Origin of the sequence: Paenibacillus terrae (assembly GCF_005217525.1) — a bacterium.
Classification (GTDB): Bacteria; Bacillota; Bacilli; order Paenibacillales; family Paenibacillaceae; genus Paenibacillus; species Paenibacillus terrae_C.
Map to the genome: position 1 here is coordinate 1,170 of NZ_PNXQ01000002.1, position 17,989 is coordinate 19,158.

18 protein-coding genes, 2 tRNA genes and 2 rRNA genes are annotated in these 17,989 nt (G+C 47.3%); 1 reads left to right on the forward strand and 21 read right to left on the reverse strand.

Annotation, left to right across the window (positions count from 1 at the left end):
- Positions 1-75: 75 nt before the first annotated feature.
- The 19 genes from C1I60_RS01725 to uptA all read right to left on the reverse strand — a co-directional run bounded on the left by C1I60_RS01725 (position 76) and on the right by uptA (position 15,357).
- Positions 76-151 (reverse strand) — tRNA-Ala (locus C1I60_RS01725).
- A gap of 22 nt (positions 152-173) precedes the next feature.
- Positions 174-250 (reverse strand) — tRNA-Ile (locus tag C1I60_RS01730).
- Between the two features lie 38 nt (positions 251-288).
- Positions 289-405 (reverse strand): 5S ribosomal RNA (gene rrf, locus C1I60_RS01735).
- Positions 406-456: 51 nt separating this feature from the next.
- A 16S ribosomal RNA gene (locus tag C1I60_RS01740) occupies positions 457-1,577 on the reverse strand.
- A 509-nt stretch (positions 1,578-2,086) separates the two neighbouring features.
- A complete protein-coding gene (locus C1I60_RS01745; protein ID WP_252361520.1) occupies positions 2,087-2,965 on the reverse strand; it encodes a nucleotidyltransferase-like protein in 879 nt (292 codons plus the stop codon).
- 130 nt (positions 2,966-3,095) lie between these two features.
- A complete protein-coding gene (locus C1I60_RS01750; RefSeq protein WP_137060234.1) occupies positions 3,096-4,814 on the reverse strand; it encodes a glycosyl hydrolase family 18 protein in 1,719 nt (572 codons plus the stop codon).
- Between the two features lie 164 nt (positions 4,815-4,978).
- The gene (perR, locus tag C1I60_RS01755) at positions 4,979-5,425 is read right to left on the reverse strand and encodes a peroxide-responsive transcriptional repressor PerR (RefSeq protein ID WP_137060235.1); all 447 of its coding nucleotides are present in this window, start codon (positions 5,423-5,425) and stop codon (positions 4,979-4,981) included.
- 110 nt (positions 5,426-5,535) lie between these two features.
- A complete protein-coding gene (locus tag C1I60_RS01760; protein WP_137060236.1) occupies positions 5,536-6,933 on the reverse strand; it encodes a DUF4097 family beta strand repeat-containing protein in 1,398 nt (465 codons plus the stop codon).
- A 7-nt stretch (positions 6,934-6,940) separates the two neighbouring features.
- The gene (locus C1I60_RS01765; protein WP_137060237.1) at positions 6,941-7,594 is read right to left on the reverse strand and encodes a hypothetical protein; all 654 of its coding nucleotides are present in this window, start codon (positions 7,592-7,594) and stop codon (positions 6,941-6,943) included.
- An 82-nt stretch (positions 7,595-7,676) separates the two neighbouring features.
- On the reverse strand, positions 7,677-8,390 hold the full coding sequence (locus tag C1I60_RS01770) for an MgtC/SapB family protein (RefSeq protein ID WP_137060238.1): 714 nt from the start codon (positions 8,388-8,390) through the stop codon (positions 7,677-7,679).
- Between the two features lie 76 nt (positions 8,391-8,466).
- Positions 8,467-8,928, reverse strand: coding sequence for a GNAT family N-acetyltransferase (locus C1I60_RS01775; RefSeq protein ID WP_137060239.1), 462 nt, complete (start codon positions 8,926-8,928; stop codon positions 8,467-8,469).
- A gap of 164 nt (positions 8,929-9,092) precedes the next feature.
- Positions 9,093-10,538 (reverse strand): Asp-tRNA(Asn)/Glu-tRNA(Gln) amidotransferase subunit GatB, encoded by a 1,446-nt coding sequence (gatB, locus tag C1I60_RS01780; protein WP_137060240.1) that lies wholly within the window; start codon positions 10,536-10,538, stop codon positions 9,093-9,095.
- 26 nt (positions 10,539-10,564) lie between these two features.
- The gene (gene gatA / locus C1I60_RS01785; protein ID WP_137060241.1) at positions 10,565-12,022 is read right to left on the reverse strand and encodes an Asp-tRNA(Asn)/Glu-tRNA(Gln) amidotransferase subunit GatA; all 1,458 of its coding nucleotides are present in this window, start codon (positions 12,020-12,022) and stop codon (positions 10,565-10,567) included.
- A 27-nt stretch (positions 12,023-12,049) separates the two neighbouring features.
- Positions 12,050-12,337 carry an Asp-tRNA(Asn)/Glu-tRNA(Gln) amidotransferase subunit GatC gene (gatC, locus tag C1I60_RS01790; RefSeq protein WP_044644442.1) on the reverse strand — a complete coding sequence of 96 codons (288 nt, stop codon included), beginning with the start codon at positions 12,335-12,337 and terminating at the stop codon, positions 12,050-12,052.
- Positions 12,338-12,617: 280 nt separating this feature from the next.
- A complete protein-coding gene (locus tag C1I60_RS01795; RefSeq protein ID WP_025684465.1) occupies positions 12,618-13,004 on the reverse strand; it encodes a hypothetical protein in 387 nt (128 codons plus the stop codon).
- Positions 13,005-13,085: 81 nt separating this feature from the next.
- Positions 13,086-13,295: a hypothetical protein gene (locus C1I60_RS01800; RefSeq protein WP_137060242.1), complete on the reverse strand. Its 210-nt coding sequence runs from the start codon at positions 13,293-13,295 to the stop codon at positions 13,086-13,088.
- Between the two features lie 243 nt (positions 13,296-13,538).
- The gene (locus tag C1I60_RS01805) at positions 13,539-14,168 is read right to left on the reverse strand and encodes an MBL fold metallo-hydrolase (protein WP_137060243.1); all 630 of its coding nucleotides are present in this window, start codon (positions 14,166-14,168) and stop codon (positions 13,539-13,541) included.
- Between the two features lie 3 nt (positions 14,169-14,171).
- On the reverse strand, positions 14,172-14,741 hold the full coding sequence (locus C1I60_RS01810) for a thioredoxin family protein (RefSeq protein WP_137060244.1): 570 nt from the start codon (positions 14,739-14,741) through the stop codon (positions 14,172-14,174).
- Between the two features lies 1 nt (position 14,742).
- On the reverse strand, positions 14,743-15,357 hold the full coding sequence (gene uptA / locus C1I60_RS01815) for an undecaprenyl phosphate transporter UptA (RefSeq protein WP_137060245.1): 615 nt from the start codon (positions 15,355-15,357) through the stop codon (positions 14,743-14,745).
- Positions 15,358-15,500: 143 nt separating this feature from the next.
- Between uptA and C1I60_RS01820 the strand changes: the two genes are divergently transcribed.
- On the forward strand, positions 15,501-15,824 hold the full coding sequence (locus C1I60_RS01820) for a dehydrogenase (RefSeq protein WP_137060403.1): 324 nt from the start codon (positions 15,501-15,503) through the stop codon (positions 15,822-15,824).
- 111 nt (positions 15,825-15,935) lie between these two features.
- Here C1I60_RS01820 and C1I60_RS01825 read toward each other — a convergent pair whose 3' ends face one another.
- The gene (locus tag C1I60_RS01825) at positions 15,936-17,150 is read right to left on the reverse strand and encodes a class I SAM-dependent methyltransferase (RefSeq protein WP_137060246.1); all 1,215 of its coding nucleotides are present in this window, start codon (positions 17,148-17,150) and stop codon (positions 15,936-15,938) included.
- Positions 17,137-17,793 carry a DUF6483 family protein gene (locus C1I60_RS01830; protein ID WP_137060247.1) on the reverse strand — a complete coding sequence of 219 codons (657 nt, stop codon included), beginning with the start codon at positions 17,791-17,793 and terminating at the stop codon, positions 17,137-17,139. The genes C1I60_RS01825 and C1I60_RS01830 overlap by 14 nt, the downstream gene beginning before the upstream one ends.
- Positions 17,794-17,989 lie beyond the last annotated feature (196 nt).

A 17,989-nucleotide genomic window follows, 5' to 3' on the forward strand; every position in this document is an offset into this window, starting at 1 on the left:
CTGTAACCTGTGTGATTATCAGCCAAACTCCGAAGAGTTCACGATCACCATGCAGTTTTTTAATGAATTTGTAATTGGTGGAGCCAAGCGGGATCGAACCGCTGACCTCCTGCTTGCAAGGCAGGCGCTCTCCCAGCTGAGCTATGGCCCCAAAAGGTGATATAAAATTTATATGGTGGGCCCTAGTGGACTCGAACCACCGACCTCACCCTTATCAGGGGTGCGCTCTAACCAGCTGAGCTAAGGGCCCATAATAAACCACCAAAGAAGTTCTTCTTTAGTGGTTGCGCTTGGCGACGTCCTACTCTCCCAGGACCCTGCGGTCCAAGTACCATCGGCGCTGGAGGGCTTAACGGTCGTGTTCGGGATGGGTACGTGTGGAACCCCTCCGCTATCGCCACCAAACGTTTGAGAGTTTGAGCTCTCAAAACTGAGCAACGAGTGAGTAACAGGCCTAAACCTGGATTTGAAGCTTACGCTTCATATTTGAATGTTTCCGTTGCAGGAAACGATTCTCCATAGAAAGGANTAGCAATTCCGACTTCATGCAGGCGAGTTGCAGCCTGCAATCCGAACTGAGACCGGCTTTTCTAGGATTCGCTCCAGATCGCTCTTTCGCTTCCCGTTGTACCGGCCATTGTAGTACGTGTGTAGCCCAGGTCATAAGGGGCATGATGATTTGACGTCATCCCCACCTTCCTCCGGTTTGTCACCGGCAGTCTGCTTAGAGTGCCCAGCTTGACCTGCTGGCAACTAAGCATAAGGGTTGCGCTCGTTGCGGGACTTAACCCAACATCTCACGACACGAGCTGACGACAACCATGCACCACCTGTCTCCCCTGTCCCGAAGGAAAGGTCTATCTCTAGACCGGTCAGGGGGATGTCAAGACCTGGTAAGGTTCTTNCTACCAGGGTATCTAATCCTGTTTGCTCCCCACGCTTTCGCGCCTCAGCGTCAGTTACAGCCCAGAGAGTCGCCTTCGCCACTGGTGTTCCTCCACATATCTACGCATTTCACCGCTACACGTGGAATTCCACTCTCCTCTTCTGCACTCAAGCTCCCCAGTTTCCAGTGCGACCCGAAGTTGAGCCTCGGGATTAAACACCAGACTTAAAGAGCCGCCTGCGCGCGCTTTACGCCCAATAATTCCGGACAACGCTTGCCCCCTACGTATTACCGCGGCTGCTGGCACGTAGTTAGCCGGGGCTTTCTTCTCAGGTACCGTCACTCTTGTAGCAGTTACTCTACAAGACGTTCTTCCCTGGCAACAGAGCTTTACGATCCGAAAACCTTCATCACTCACGCGGCGTTGCTCCGTCAGGCTTTCGCCCATTGCGGAAGATTCCCTACTGCTGCCTCCCGTAGGAGTCTGGGCCGTGTCTCAGTCCCAGTGTGGCCGATCACCCTCTCAGGTNCGGTAGTTATCCCAGTCTGAGGGGCAGGTTGCCTACGTGTTACTCACCCGTCCGCCGCTAGGTTATTTTAAAAGCAAGCTTCTAAAATAACCCCGCTCGACTTGCATGTATTAGGCACGCCGCCAGCGTTCGTCCTGAGCCAGGATCAAACTCTCCATTAAAGACCAACCGAAGCTGGTTTATAGAAAGAGCGATTCGCTCATTTTGAAACTGACGAGATAAAATATCTCATTGTTCGCTTCCATTTTATACAGCCTGACGGCATATACCAAAATCTCAGCGTTGGATTTTGCAAGCAAAATCCGTACTCACTCGTTGTTCAGTTTTCAAAGATCAAACCTACATTATTTCTTACTTTTGTCTCACTTCGTTTCACCACCGCGTCTCAGCGGCGACTTAAATAATGTAACACATAACCTCATTTTACGTCAAGCATTTTTCGAAAATTTATTTTCATGCTTGTTTGCAACATATTTATCCTGCTGTAAACAGGTCTAAATTATTCATGTTGTTTAATGGGGCGAGTTATAACTTAGCATATCTTTTATAAACTCGTCAACCTTTAACGACAATTTTTATGTTTTGATCGTCAATGTGGTTCTATTACGCATAAAAAAAGGAAGAAAAATCCGTTATAACGGACTTTCCTCCCGCTGATTCGATGTATCCATTAAATAAGGGAATAACGTAATTCAATATGGTTTCCGCGATTCCTGAGATTCCCGCCAGCCGATTCCCTGATCAATGAGCGGTATACGAGCTTACGTAGCACTACGGTAAGATCCAGTTGAAGATTTTTTAGCTCAGGATGATTAATAAGCTCACCTATGGACCAAGGTTCCCGTCTGCTGCCTAAAATGCGGAATAGTAGTGCTGAACACCCCTCCATTTTAGACATCACTGAAAATTCGCAAGCAAGCAGCACAAGCTCAACCCGCTGCTCAAGAGTTTCCGTACTTAACGTGAGTTCGTTGTATAGCTTGTAGATCGTTCGATCCAACGGCTGTGTCTGAACCCACAAGTGAACCGTTGGATAAATCCCTCGCTCAATAAGCTCAATGGATGCCCAATGATCCAACGCCTTCAGAATACTCTGATGAGCGTCAATAATCCGACCTTCTCGCATCGCTCTTTTACCATGAACGTAATTAGCCAGAAAACGGGCAAATTCATGAAATTGCTTTTGCTCGCGTAACGGGTCGTTGAATTCGATAATTTCCCGCCTTAAAAGGCTGACCCTTTCATCCTGCTCCCACAGGATGCGGCCTTCCAGTAAATAATCTATTATGTTGGGATGTTCACCGGCGATAATCCACGCTTTCAGACAATCCAGTGTTGCGTACAACACCTGACACCTTAATCCATTAATCAGTAAATGCTGAATGGAACAGGTTGGCTTCCGGCTTTCTCCAATAATTAGTATGAGTTCATCAAAATCGTATAGCATGGTTCCATGAAAATATTCGCTCGGCTTTCTATACAAAATAATGCCGATCGAATCCTCCTGCAACAATTCATCATACATCAAGCTTAATTTGGTTAGCTGCACTTCTCCCTCCATACCTGTAAGGCGGCCATTACCGCTAAATTTAGATATATGTGAACATTTCTACATAAAAAAGAAACTTCCTTCTTCAATTCTATAAATTTTATATTTTATTTCAGGTTTTGCAAATTCCTCATTTACTTATTTCTTTTAAAGTATCCCAAGCGGCTTCATCCGCAAAGGTTCGGTTCCAAACACCGATTCCTCCAAGCTTCAATGACTTGGCAAGTTGCACCCTCGCTTTCAGGGATATACGATCCTCCAGCCAAATCTTTTTTACAACGCCATCCTCATTATACTCGACATAGTTCTGGCCTTCTGACGCTCTGAAATTAGGCTTCAGCTTAAATTTCTCGATAATCGCTGCTGTCGACTCCATACCAAGCGATTTAGAGCTAACCTTGATGCTGTCCCCTTTGGATGTTTCAGACCATACACGAGTGTATAGCGGAATGCCTAAGACAACTTTTTGAGATGGTACTTCATCCTCCTGAATGATTCGCTTGATCGACGCTTCCACCCACGGCAGCGAGGCGACAGAACCAGCCTTCGGGCTGGCTGCCCAATGCTCATCATAGGCCATAACCATGAGATAATCCGTAATGGAACCCAATGATTTTCGATCCAGAAAAGCAGACCACATTTCACTTTGAGACTTAGGTGTCACATCTATAGACAATATCAAATCATGTTCACGAGCCATCGGCTTAAGCTCTCGCAAAAATTGGGTGACATTGGGTCCATCCTTCGTATGAACATTTTCAAAGTCAATATTGATACCGTCCAGACCATTTTCCTCGGCAAGTGTAATTATCTGATCTATAATCGACTTTCGTCGTTCAAAGCTAGACAAGGCCTCTGTCGTTAATTCAGGATTAAAGCTGTTGCTCAACAAGCCCCATACTTCCATCCCCTTGCGATGCGCCCAACTGACATAGGCAGGATCCGCTTTGCTTTGTACGGTGCCCTCATTATCTATGACACTGAACCAGGTGGGGCTTACCACATTCACTCCAGGCATAGGGCCAAATTTGGAAGGATCGGGTTTACGATTGTAAACAGCCTCCCAGGCGAGGTTCACAGGTCTCCCCTCCCAGTGCTTCTCGGAGATAGATGGAGTATCTTTAGCCGGAGCAACCGCAAGCTCTTCTCCTTCAGAGACATTGGCTGCCTGCACATATCCAGCGTAGCCGTTATCCAGTTGAACAAAATACCAATCAGCCTGCTTGGACCAAATACGCACCTTCGTTTGTTGAGGTATATCCGTCAAAATAAAAGACAGGCTGGAGGCTTCTTTACGCAAAGCAATTCTGGCATCCTGTCGTCCATCCTTCTTCTCCACGTTCCCCAGTCTGACTTTCTCTCCGGCTTTCATCAGGATAACTGCACCCGTCACTGTGTCTTCATGAACGGATACACCATACACTTCACGGACAGCTTGCATAGGTATATAAACTGATCCACTAATAATCTGGGGAGCTGCGCTGAGCGTATATGATGTTCCATTCAATTCCCCTTGGGGCTTTGAAACGGTCATATGCAGCAAATTTTGCCTCGTAGCCAAAATAATAGTTTGGCTGTCGCCCTCATAACGGATCGCAGGATCAATTTTACTTTGCACAAATTTGAGCGGTACCAGCATGTTCTTGCCTGAGTTTTGGGCTTCATACCCGGTCAGCTTTCCCTGGATAAAAATAGGACGGACACTGCTTTGCCAATCGGGTTTTTCATGCAGTGGATTACCGAACCATACGACAGTAATTGCGCAGATGATCGCTGCGAACAATAGCAAGCTTGCTGCCCCTTTGAAACGTGAACGTTTACGGCGGCGTCTGGAATGATTTCTGGCCAATATTCAACCTCCATTGTCGGAACTTTGAATTACAGGATAACGTAAACTGAACTGGTTACTTAAACAAAAGTTATTTAAACAAAAAAACGCGGTAAATCCCCGCTTGTGGGGAATTTCTCACGTTTCCAACCCATTACAATATATACATATCGTACCAAAAAACTCTATTCCTTGTTTCGCTGAATTTCCTTGTTCATACAAGCTTTGCACACTCCGTATAACTCCATACGATGTCCATGCACTTCGAAACCTGTCTCCAACGAGGCATGGTGTTCCACATCAGCCAAGTACGGATAGCTGAAATCCTCAATCTTTCCGCATTTTTCACAAATGATATGATAGTGCTCCGAAACATTGGCATCATAACGACTGGCGTTATCTCCATAGGTCAACTCATGTACCATACCCGCTTCTATAAACATCTTTAAGTTATTGTAAACCGTAGCCACACTCATGCTTGGAAACTTGGATTCGAGCGCACGATATATTTCATCTGCGGTCGGATGCCCCATAGATTCCATCAAATAGTTTAATATGGCATGGCGCTGGGGTGTTATGCGTACACCTGTCTTCTTTAGAAGTTCCAAAGCATGCTGGACGCGAGCTGCCATATATGTCCACCGCCTTATCCCTTACTTACTATTCGCTTTATTACAACCATTTTACATTCTATTCACGTTATAAGGTCTATCCACATTGTACGGTCAATTCAAGTTTCTTGTCAACGCACTGCATTATCGTTGGATGTCTCGTTGGAGGCCCCGGTAGCGGGAGATTCAGCCGAAGGCGTTTTTGATGCATCAGGTATATTCGGTCCTACTGACTCGTCCAAGCCAGGTAGCGATGGCATCAGTAGCCTTTTGATCGTTAAATTACTGTTGCCTTCCACGTTGACCGTATACTTACCTGTCCCATTTTGGCCTGAGATACTTTTACTGTCTATTTTAAAAGGGAAGTCTGATCGAAGGTTACCGTAACTGCTGGACCCCTCCAACTGAAAGTCACCATTCGACGGAAGGTCCAATGCAATATCACCGACGGCACTGTATATTTTCCAATCTCCGCCTACCTGCTCGCTATGAACTTTGATCCCACCATTAAGCGAATTTGCATTCAGCTTTGCTGTGGGATTCAGAACGTTCATGTCACCGTTTTGAGTATCAACCGTAATATCACCTTCCGAGCGGGCAAGCTGGATGTCGCCTATCATCGTGCGCAGCGCAACTGTTCCTTCAATATCCCCTGCCTGCATATCGCCGCGATTGGTTCGAATATCTACATCTCCAGTGATACGATGCAGTTTGACCTGACCGTTCAAGGTGACTCCTTTGACATTGCCGATAGCACCATTAACCGTGAGATTCCCATTTCCGCTCTCAAGCCGGATGCTGTCGATGGCATCTACTCCGTTCAGGGTAATATCCCCGTTGGAGGTTCTGATCTGCATATTAAATCGCCGATCCTCCGGCACTGTAATTAGCATATTCGTACGGGGCTGACGTCTGCTCGATGCTCCGTATGACTGTACCTCCGGACGAATCTGAATGGTCTTGCCATCTGTAGAAGTCAGCGAGGAGGCTTGAGCAATCTTGTCCGCTTCGGCAGCAGGCGCTTGATCCACCCACAAGGTCGCACGTACCTCTACATTGGATACAGGTCGTCTGATTAGCGTTACATCGCCATTGACCGAATCAACTATCAAATCGGACGTCTGCATCGTTACAGGCACCAGGACGCCGCCCATATCATATCGGTTTCCCTTCGCCTGACTAAAATCCATGGACGCCGCGGTCAGATTCAAACTAACCTGGTTCCACAGGTACATATAATGATTTTGTTGGGTCATGGTAAAAACAGCAGCGGTCACTACCAATGCGGAGACAATTCCCTTCAGATCAGGTCTGAAACGCCGTCCGTTGTCGGGCTTGCCCTCCTTGCGGTAGTAAACCCCAAAAAAAACCAGATACTCCAGTCCCCACAGCACAAAAATAACGGGCCACCATACGAGGAGCAAAAGCATATATTCGGTATGCTGGACAACATCCAGGATAAGCAGAACACCTACAGCCATCAACAGAAGCGAAGAGGTGTAGCGCCCGACTCTTATTTTGCGGTGCACGCCAGCTTCACCCTCTTTCTTTTACCTTTTTATGCTTGACCGACAAGCCGACTTCTCGCATAAAGGCTAATAGTCCGATCAGCATTAATAAAATAGCTAGCGTCAAAAAGCCATAATCCTCGAAAAAGTTGCCCAGCCAGCGTGGTTTCATACGAAACAGAATCATAAGTCCGCCACCCACCACGAGCAGCACGGCAAAAGACAAGCCTTTCTCCCAAGCATAAAATGGACTGCTTCGCTGTCCTCGTGCATCCATCTGTGCATTACGATCTGGCTTACGGCGATAGCGAACCATATAATCCGCTGATTGTAACACGTCATATACATTATAAAAATATAAAACAGGAATGAACAAGCCGAGCAAAATAAGCAACGGAATGTTAATCCTCAAGCCGTCAGAAACAACATACAGCATCGCAAAAGTATCTAACAAAAGCAATACGATAAAAGTAAGCCCTCTAATGAATAGCCCCAAAAAGAGATGCCCCATTCCGGGTAACAATGCTGCCATTATAATGGAAATACCTTTGCGAAATTTAGCGTATTTAAAACGTTTACCCTGTTTGGGATGTTCCTGCTGTTCCGGCTCCGGTGACTGTTGTCCCTCTCCAGACAGTATCGGTTGTTCCGAGTCCATGCCATCCTCCCCCTTGAATTCCATGCGTGATCCGCAGCAAATGCTCCAATGGTTAGATAGTACCCCAATCGGATTCAAGAGTAACTGGAAAAATTATGTTAAACCCTCATTCCACGGAAACTGCCGCTACATCCTCCCACTGTCTGAGATCGGCAGCAATACGCACCGGATTAAATTCGCGGCGAACCAGCACTTCCAAGGAAACCTCCATGCTTTGCCGATTTGGATGCAGTTCGTGAAAAGGGACATTCTCATGCTCTTTAATCACTATTTTACGTATTTCCACTTTTTCTTGCTCTAAATAAGTCGAAATTTGCTCCAGCAATTGATGGGATGACAATCCGTACAATGTTATAAGATGAGCTTGTCGTCCACGCATATACCGCAATTCAACTTTGTTAAACACCCATAAGTTTAGAAATACAAGTACAGTCGCCGCAATAGATGGAAAATAAAAACCTGCCCCGACTCCAAGGCCAATGGCTGCTACGACCCAGATAGAGGCTGCTGTCGTTAAACCAGTGATGGACTCGCCTGTAAATATAATAGTTCCAGCGCCTAAAAAACCCACTCCCGTAATCACAGCCGTAGCCAAGCGAGCCGGATCAATACGTACATTTGCTTCCTTGATAAAATCGGCAAAGCCGTAAATGGAGAGCAGCATAATAAGCGTCGAGCCGAGACTGACCATAATATGAGTCCTCAAACCAGCCGCATGCTTTGAACGCTCGCGCTCAAAGCCAATGCATCCACCGAGGAGCATGGACAGCAAAAGCCGTAAAATGATATGCGAATTGTCTATAACCCAAGGATTATCCATAAAGCTCCCTTCTCCGGTTATGTTGTGCTTCCCTCGCCGGGTTCGTGGTTTCTGTGCTAGTAAGGCTATTTGAGTGCTATTTCACGTTATGCAGGTGGTATGTGGTTAACTCCACGCCCGGAGCCACCTCCACCGCCGATACGGGGCGACAACCATGTTTTCGATAAAGGGCCACTGCAGGAGCATTTAAAGTTCCTGTAGTTACGATAAACAGCGGTATATGATGATATTCATTCAAAACATGCTTCATTAAAGAGTCGGCAATCCCTTTGCGAAAATGATCGGGATGAACCATCATACGTGTAAGAGTGAGCGAGTCGGGTGACTCAGACTGCACCGCCAGCGCCCCTAACAGGTCGCCCTCCTCAATCCAGCCATAAAATGTCTCTCCGCAGCTTCGCAGCGTATCAAACGTATCCAAAAGGGGTGGTATTGTATCAAAACCGATCCGCTCAGCCTCCAGCCTGTAGGCGATATGCTGAAGACTCCATATCTGACTGACCATTTCATCATCTTCCAATGGACATATGCTAATCATGCTGTATCCCTCCTTTTATTCAACAGGGCAGCTATATTACTGTTTTCTATAGGAAAACTCGTAGCATGTCATTGCGCTTCCAAATTCCATACAGCAACTCTAACAGGGCCTATACAAAAAGGGACCTGTCCCTATTAAGACAAGCCCCTTTCAAATCTATGCCATTAGCGGTTTAACACTTCGGTCAGCAGCTTGTTGGCGAGGCCAGGATTTGCTTTGCCCTTGCTCTCCTTCATTACTTGACCAACCAGGAATCCGATGACCTTCTGCTTGCCAGCTTTGTAATCCTCAACCGACTGCGGGTTAGCCGCTACAACCTGCTCTACGATCGTCAGGATCGCACCCTCGTCGCTGATTTGCACAAGCCCTTTTTCTTCAACAATTTGCTGCGGCAGTTTATCACTCTCCAGCATTTCCTTGAAGACTGTTTTAGCAATTTTACTATTGATCGTTCCCTTCTCCAACAGCCCGATCATTTCACCCAAGCCCCGACCTGTCAGTTTAACCTGTGACAGCTCCACACCGACACTGTTTAAATAGCCGAGCAAATCCCCCATAATCCAGTTGGATACTGCTTTGGCATCCTTCGTGTATTGAAGACTATCCTCGAACAAATCCGCCAGTGGCTTGGAAGACGTAATGACCTGTGCATCATACTCAGGCAATCCATATTCCGAGGTGTAGCGTGCTTTACGTTGGTCAGGCAATTCAGGAATCGAAGCACGAATGCGTTCTTTCCATTCTGTATCAATATGCAGCGTAACAAGATCCGGGTCCGGGAAATAACGATAGTCATGCGCCTGTTCCTTACCGCGCATGGACAGGGTTTTGCCTTGAGCTTCATCCCAACGGCGTGTCTCCTGTACAATCGTTCCGCCTTCCTCCAGCGTCTGCTCCTGGCGGAACTGCTCATACTCCAATCCGCGCTGTACGCCACGGAAGGAGTTCATGTTTTTCAGCTCTGCTTTAGTACCCAACTCTTGCTGTCCATGCGGACGAAGGCTGATGTTCGCGTCGCAGCGAAGCGAGCCTTCCTCCATCTTCACATCGGATACGTCACAATACTGCATAATGGCACGTATCTTTTCCAAGTAAGCCTTGGCTTCCTCCGGTGAAGATATTTCCGGTTCCGAAACGATCTCGACCAACGGTGTACCGACACGGTTAAAATCAACCAAAGACGCATAGCCGCCATCGACGTGTGTTAATTTGCCTGCGTCCTCTTCCAGATGCAGTCGGGTAATACCGATACGCTTTGTCTCACCGTTCACTTCAATATCAATCCAGCCATGCTCGCCGATCGGCTGATCGTATTGCGAGATTTGGTAGGCCTTGGGTGAATCGGGGTAAAAATAGTTTTTGCGGTCAAACTTGCTCACATCAGCAATCGTGCAATTAAGCGCCATCGCCGCTTTCATCGCATAATCAACGGCCTGACGGTTTAATACCGGCAGTACCCCCGGATGTCCAAGACAAATGGGACATGTGTGCGAGTTTGGCGGTGCTCCGAAGGATGTCGAACATCCGCAAAATATTTTAGACTTCGTATGCAGTTCCACATGGACTTCCAGTCCGATGACCGTCTCATATTTGGGTGTAGTTGTAGACATAAATAGGTTCCCTCCTTTTCGGCAAATTACAGCTGCGGACGCTGCTTGTGAAATTCGGTATTTTGTTCAAATGCATGCGCTACACGCAGCACGGAAGACTCGTCAAAGGCTTTTCCGATAATTTGCAGTCCAACCGGCAATCCATCTGCAAGACCACAAGGGATGCTGATGGCTGGCACTCCAGCCAAGCTCACCGGAATCGTCAAGATATCGTTTAAATACATCGTTAATGGATCATCCACTTGCGAACCGATTTTAAAAGCTGTGGTCGGCGCAGTAGGTCCGATAATGACATCATATTGCTCAAACACACGATCAAAATCCTGTTTGATCAGTGTACGCACTTTTTGAGCTTTCAAGTAGTAAGCATCATAGTACCCGGAACTCAGCGCATAGGTGCCCAGCATAATCCGGCGCTTCACCTCGGGGCCAAAGCCCTGCGTGCGGGATTGATGGTACAGATCCAGCAGGTTGTCTGGATTGTCTGCACGTACGCCATAGCGTACACCGTCAAAACGGGCCAGATTGGACGATGCTTCGGATGAAGCCAGCAGATAGTATGTGGCTACCGCATATTCGGTGTGCGGAAGAGAAACTTCTTCCCATACCGCGCCCAGTCCTTCCAGCGTTTTCAGTGCGTCCAGCACCTTTTCCTTGACCTGTGGATCGACACCCTCACCCAGATACTCCTTAGGTACAGCAATACGAAGCCCTTTTACATCTCCGGTCAAAGCGTTCAAGTAATCAGGAACGTCTACCTTCGCAGAAGTGGAGTCCTTCTGATCATAGCCTGCAATGGCTTGCAGGACGTACGCCGAATCCTGAACATTTTTCGTAATCGGTCCAATTTGGTCCAAAGAGGAAGCAAAGGCTACCAGGCCAAAACGTGATACCAGACCATAGGTTGGCTTCAAGCCCACTACGCCACAATAGGACGCAGGCTGGCGAATGGATCCACCTGTATCCGATCCGAGAGTGAAATAAGCCTCGCCCGCTGCTACAGCCGCAGCCGAGCCGCCACTGGAGCCGCCGGGAACGCGTTCCAGATCCCAAGGATTTCGTGCCGGGAAGAAGCTGGAGTTCTCGTTAGAGCCGCCCATGGCGAATTCGTCCATGTTCATTTTGCCCAGTGTCACGGTTTGCGCCGTACGCAATTTGCCAACTACCGTTGCATCGTATACAGGATTAAAATTCTTCAAAAACTGACTGCCGCATGTTGTACGCAGCCCTTCTGTCACGATGTTATCCTTAATGCCGACTGGCAGGCCAAACAGCAACCCTCGTTCCTCTCCCGAGATCAAATGATCGTCCAGCTGACGTGCGGACGCACGTGCCTGCTCCTCGTCAACCGTAATGTAGGCCTTGATCTTGTCTTCCCGCGCACCAATCGTCTCCAGAGCGTGACCCACCAGGTCACTCACGGAAATTTCCTTTTGATGCAGCTTGTTATGTATTTCCGGCAATGTATGATCAAACAAGCTCAATTTGCATCCTCCTTTCAAATGTGAAATCTATTCCAGAACAGCAGGAACTTTAAACTGTCCGTCTTCTTCTTCAGGCGCATTGCGCATCACTTGCTCGTGTGTCAAACTTTCGCGAACTTCGTCGTCCCGCATGACATTGCTGACGTGCAGCACATGAGTGGTCGGTTTTACCTCTTCCGTATCCAACTCATTCAGCTTCTCCGCATAATGGAGAATGGCGTTCAATTGCCCTGTCATCGTGTCTTCCTCGGCTGCGGTCAGATTCAACCGGGACAGCTTGGCTACGTGACGGACATCTTCCGTGGAAATGTTCATACAAAAACCTCCTCGTGTATAAGAGGATTTTGCAAAAAAATTTTGCAAAATCCTGATATCAAAAATGCTGCACCGAACTTTGAAATAACGTTTTTAATTATAGGATAGAACCCTTTACAATTCAATCTTTGACGCGGTACAGAATCAAACTGTACAACCAAGCGGTAAATGTTGCTAAATGTATATAAAAAAAGCACCTCTCGGTGCTCTTTCGAAAAGCGATAGGAGCTAAGAACGTGCTAATTATATATTCTTAAAAAGAGTGGGCATTAGCCTCCACCTATATCCAAGCACGTAAATTGACTTGTCTAATAAAATCAGCCTGTGATAACAATTCTGTCGCGGTTTCTTCTTCCTCAGCCTCTACCGAATCAAGACCACCATTCATCACATGTCTGAACAGCTTCTCATTATGCGTAGCAAGGGCGTAATCTATCAGCGCTTCACGCTCAATTCGCTCGGCTTCCAGCTTCAAAATACTTTCTTCCAGCTCGATGTCCCCGGATGGCACAAAAAAGTTGCGATTCACCTTCGGGACGCGAATGACATAGTCAAAAGCATTGTCCGCATTACGGTCGTAAGCAATGATATAACCATGTTCGCCCACAGGAAGATTCTGCTCAAAAGCATCCGCGACGATCATAATTCTAGTTCCTAAATGATGCATCGTTAGCCCCCCCCGTTTGTCTGAACTTATCTGCTAAGTCTACTAAAAAAAAAGTAGCTTGTCTATATCATCTATGTATCTTCAAAATTGTCCGTCACCACGTCCCAGCCTGTACTCATTCAGCCTTGCGTGCCAATTCTGTGCGATGGTTCCATCCTGTTTTGTTACCTTTGTCCAAGTTATTATCTTCGCTTCAGAAGCCTGTACAGAAGCTCCATCTTCTTTCTTTATGGAAAAATGGCGGCTATCTCCATTCTCACGATGCAACCCAGATATATACTTCCTTTTCATTGATGCTCCCCCTTGTGATCTGACGGCAAATGCCTCTTTATCCTCTTAATGGGCAAAAAAAAGAACGCAAACCGGGATTCATCCACAGCTTGCGTGCTTCGCGAGTTTAGTATGTAACTTCAATATGTGTATGTTAACAAAAATAAAAACCTTTGTCTATACACTATTTATAATTTGTTGTCGAAATGGGGCAAAACCTGTCACAACCTTGATTATGCCCCAGTTGAAAACATTCATCACTTTTTATCGTATATACGGATTGTTGGCTTTCTCATAACCGATGAACGTTTTGGGACCGTGACCGGAATACACCGTAACGTCATCTCCAAGCGGGAACAATTTGTTCTGAATGGAATCGTACAAGTCTCGTTCTCGCCCGCCTATCAAGTCTGTGCGGCCGACACCCTGACGGAATAATACATCGCCAGAGAACAAGTCCTTACCACACAAAAAGCTGACGCTTCCGGGTGAGTGCCCAGGTGTATGGAACACCTTGAATGTATGCCCAATCAGGTTCAATTGCTGACCTTCCGCCAAATCATATTCGGCAGGCTCCGTCGAGATCGGCGGGGATGCCTCGGGCCACATCAAAGAGCCGTTTAATTTAGGGGATGTAAGCCAGTCCTGCTCCAAAGGATGCAGATAAACCGGACAACCCTTCGCTTTGCGAATCTCATCCACTCCACCGATATGATCAAAATGAGCATGAGTCAGCAAGATGGCTTCAATCTTCAGTGACTCAATGGCTCTCAGCAAAGGACCCGGATTCATGCCAGGATCAATGATAACGGCACGCTGCGGGTCATCCCCCTGAAGCAAATAGGCATTCGTTTGGAGCGGGCCCAGATTAAAGCTGCGAATAGACAACGTCATATTTTAAAATCCCGAGATGAGCTCGCGCAATTCCTGAACAATCACAGGATGAACCTCGGTTCCCTCCCCATATTTCTCAGCCATTTCTTTACGGGCCACCGCAATTTTTTCTTGATAATCATCGGCTTCCCGATCTGGATTTTCACGTTTGAACCCGATCATAATTTGTTGAACATGTGCAGGACGCGGCCCCCAGTGACCCAGTACATGGCCCCCTGTATCGGCAAAAATAACAATCGGCACAGCACGTCCGCCCATCGTCAGAAAGTCATCCATCAGCGCTTGATGATTTTCCAAAATCAATACTTCAGTCGGAATCCCGCTATTCTCCAGCGCACGGAATACGACCGGCACGTTACGTACTACATCTCCACACCAGTCGGCGGCCAAAATGAGTACACGCAGGTCATCCCGATGGTTCAGGCTTTCAAAATACTCACGGTCCTCTTCACGGTTCCACACAAACTGATCATACCCGGAGCGGAAGGTTTCCTTGTTCTTTTCCATCCCCTCCATAAACTGTTCGGGGCTCAGACCTTTTCCAAAATATTGCGACACGTTAGTACGACTCATGTTACACACTTCCTTTCTTGTTTTTGGACACAATCCATTTGATAACAAAATAAATGATCAAGAGCGCAAGAGCAACCAGCAAAATCGGTTTGATATAAGGTGCTGCCACTTCGTCAATCTGCTCCCACTTGTCTCCAAGCAGCATTCCTAAATATATAAACAGAACAGACCAAGGTATAACTGCCAGCGTCGTCAAAATAATAAAACGCCATACACTCATGCGAGCCAGCCCGGCAGGGATTGAGATCGCGTGACGCACAACAGGAATAAAGCGGGCTGTGAAAATGACCCCTGTTCCGTATTTGTTAAACCAGGCTTCGGCGTGGTCGACATGGCTTTTTTTGATGAGTATGTATTTTCCGTACTTATCCAATACCGGTCTGCCGCCATAGCGTCCAATCCAGTAAATAAACAGTTGTGCCAGCACTCCGCCAATGGTTCCAAACACGACCGCACCAAAAAAATTAATGTGACCTGAGGAAACTAAAAAGCCGCCATAAGCGAGGACAATTTCACTTGGAATGACCTCAACCATCAGGCCTAGCATAATACCAAAATACCCAAGACTACGAATGATCTCAAACAAATAATTAATGATACTAGATATATAGTCCATTTTCTTCCCACTCCCTGCTTGTTTCTCTATTTTCATTAGTGTATCACAGCGGCAGAACAAGTCGCCACTTCGCCCAAACAGGGAGGTCAGTGACCCTCGCTCTTCTGCCCGCATAAGTTGTGAGAGAGAGGAGGGGATATGATATGCCTCCCGGCAAAATCCCCAAACATAACAATCCGCAATCCCGTTTACCCACGGCTCGTGGTATCCGGCGTGCATGCAGCAAAGAGCTGTACCGAGCCTGCAAGCGTCTGCCTGTTCACATCGCCCCCGATCTGGTCAAGCAGGGCGAGGAGCTGTACTGCCGCAAGGTCGTCGGACACCTCATCTGGATCGCCGAAAACCACAGCAATCGCAGACTACTGTGCGACTGGTGGGATGAGGATGTCAGTGAGGAGCTCGCGGCATTGTGGAAGGTTGATCGCACCGTTTTGTGCACTGCCTTCAGAAGTGCCTATGGCGGATAGCTCTGCGTATCCAAGAATAGGCAAGGGAAGCAACCTTAAGCAGCAAACTGTAAACTGTGATTTGCAAAAAAAGTGGAGCCACACCGCAGTGGCCCCACTTTTGCTATATTTCTATCCCTGCTTCTTCGTTTGCCCTGCTCCCTCGGGAAGCAAATCCGCACAAGCACGCTCCAAATAAGGATCAGCATGAATAAAATCCCGAAATGCCGTGTATTCACGCCATAAAACAGAGCGTTCCCCGGCTTGGCCTTTGACAGCACGGATCAAAATATTTTTAGGCGTATGCTCCATGTCGATAAATTCCAGCAGCTGTGTCCGATATCCCATCATGTCCAGCAGCTTGGCCCGGATACCGTCTGTCGCCAGCGCTGAAAAGCGCTCCTTCAAAATACCATGGGAAAGCAACGGCTCCAGCACCGGATTTTCCAACTGGCTGAACAGCTCATGCTGACAGCACGGAACCGACAAAATGACAGATGCATCCCAACGAACTGCCTTCTCCAATGCGGCATCCGTTGCGGTATCACAGGCATGCAAAGTCACAACCATATCCACCTGCTCCAGCTCGTTATAGTCCGCGATGTCACCGACCAAAAACTCCAATTGGCGGTATTGCAGCTTTTGAGCCAGAAGATTACAGGTTTCAATAACATCTGCCTTCAAATCCAGACCGACGATCTGCAAAGGTCGTTTTTGCTGTACTGCCAAGTAATGATACAGTGCAAAGGTCAAATATGATTTGCCGCAGCCAAAATCCACAATGGTTAACGGGCGGCCTACGGGAAGGTTAGGCAGTACATCCTGCACCATTTCGAGAAAACGGTTGATTTGGCGGAACTTATCATACTTGCGGGCCAGTACCTTGCCGTCCTCATTCATGATCCCAAGCTCAATCAGGAAAGGAATCCGTTCCCCTTCTTCCAGCACATATTGCTTTTTGCGGTTATGAGACAGGTCGGCTGTACTTTTGCTCGGTGATTTTGTCAAAACAGACACTTTATATTTTTTACTGATCAGCACCTGATAGTCCGCATCCTTCGCACACAAGAGTCCTTGACGGAACGTGTCCTCAAACAAGGCGGTCATGCGCTCGTTAGCTTCGTCAGGGAGCAGGTTTTCATGAATGACCTTGTTGCTATAATGAAAAGCAAACTGGTAATGCAGCTTGTTCTTCAATTCCACAGGCTTGATTTGCACTTTAGTAAAGGAAGCATCCTCCCGTTTGCGAAGCTGACTCAGCGTAGCGGTTATGAGGGACCCTCCTGTAGTTAGTTGGTATATAAGCTCACGCAGTGAATCCAAAAGGTACATCTCACTTTCTTTCATGTAGTTGGGTAATCTCGACCAGACCCTCGGTTACTTCCCGGCGTGAAAGTCCACCCCGTTGAAGCTCCGCATCAGTCTTATTCAGCAATTGAGTATAAAATGCCTCTGCTTCCGGCAGCAGCTCCGACTGCTCCCATGCCAGTCCAAACCAGACATCAGCAGCCTCGTCCAATCTGTTCTCTCGCTCGTAATGGGCAGCCAGCAGCTTGCTTGTATCGACTGGCAGCTCATATTCCCGAACCAGATTGACAATACACACAATTCGCTCAGGCAGCACCTGAATGTCACGGGTTGCGCCATTCAAATCACTGTACAAATATAGATGAAGGGATTTAATCAAGATTCGTATGCCCTCGTCTGTTCTGTCGGTTTCCAAGTAAATAGCGGCTTCTTCTTCCAAAATGCGAGCCACCTGCTGAAGCTTGTCTGCTTCAATACCGGGACCCAATCGAAAAAGCTCTATAATTTGTTCCGGCGGCAATCGTCTGAGCAAATCTGAACGAAGACGAAACTGCTTGTTAAGCAGGTCATCCAGTTGTTTCAGCGCTTCGACGTGTTTATTTTCACGCCTTAGACCGAGCACCGATGCCACTGCGGATGTCATTTCTTCCATCATACTGAGCAAATAATCTTTTCTGAGCAAGCCGTTCGCTTCCTTTCATCCCGATGCCTCAACAACCAGGAGCCATTACACTTCTGATTGTAAGTCATCCTTGTACAAAAGCCAAATAGCTCAGTCGAGGCGGAATCCGGTTTGTAACAACCAAAATCAATTTAGAACGAAAAAAAACCGGAGACCCTCTGTATTTGTACCAGATGGTTCCGGTTTTTGGCTTGAC

What these genes read in the sequence shown, in the direction of transcription:
- gatB (WP_137060240.1), bottom strand. Translation starts at nt 10,538, where the DNA reads ATGTCTACAACTACACCCAAATATGAGACGGTCATCGGACTGGAAGTC.
- C1I60_RS01820 (WP_137060403.1), top strand. Translation starts at nt 15,501, where the DNA reads ATGCCTCCCGGCAAAATCCCCAAACATAACAATCCGCAATCCCGTTTA.
- C1I60_RS01825 (WP_137060246.1), bottom strand. Translation starts at nt 17,150, where the DNA reads ATGAAAGAAAGTGAGATGTACCTTTTGGATTCACTGCGTGAGCTTATA.
- uptA (WP_137060245.1), bottom strand. Translation starts at nt 15,357, where the DNA reads ATGGACTATATATCTAGTATCATTAATTATTTGTTTGAGATCATTCGT.
- C1I60_RS01800 (WP_137060242.1), bottom strand. Translation starts at nt 13,295, where the DNA reads ATGAAAAGGAAGTATATATCTGGGTTGCATCGTGAGAATGGAGATAGC.
- C1I60_RS01810 (WP_137060244.1), bottom strand. Translation starts at nt 14,741, where the DNA reads ATGAGTCGTACTAACGTGTCGCAATATTTTGGAAAAGGTCTGAGCCCC.
- C1I60_RS01765 (WP_137060237.1), bottom strand. Translation starts at nt 7,594, where the DNA reads ATGGAATTCAAGGGGGAGGATGGCATGGACTCGGAACAACCGATACTG.
- gatC (WP_044644442.1), bottom strand. Translation starts at nt 12,337, where the DNA reads ATGAACATTTCCACGGAAGATGTCCGTCACGTAGCCAAGCTGTCCCGG.
- C1I60_RS01795 (WP_025684465.1), bottom strand. Translation starts at nt 13,004, where the DNA reads ATGCATCATTTAGGAACTAGAATTATGATCGTCGCGGATGCTTTTGAG.
- C1I60_RS01805 (WP_137060243.1), bottom strand. Translation starts at nt 14,168, where the DNA reads ATGACGTTGTCTATTCGCAGCTTTAATCTGGGCCCGCTCCAAACGAAT.
- perR (WP_137060235.1), bottom strand. Translation starts at nt 5,425, where the DNA reads ATGGCAGCTCGCGTCCAGCATGCTTTGGAACTTCTAAAGAAGACAGGT.
- C1I60_RS01775 (WP_137060239.1), bottom strand. Translation starts at nt 8,928, where the DNA reads ATGATTAGCATATGTCCATTGGAAGATGATGAAATGGTCAGTCAGATA.
- C1I60_RS01770 (WP_137060238.1), bottom strand. Translation starts at nt 8,390, where the DNA reads ATGGATAATCCTTGGGTTATAGACAATTCGCATATCATTTTACGGCTT.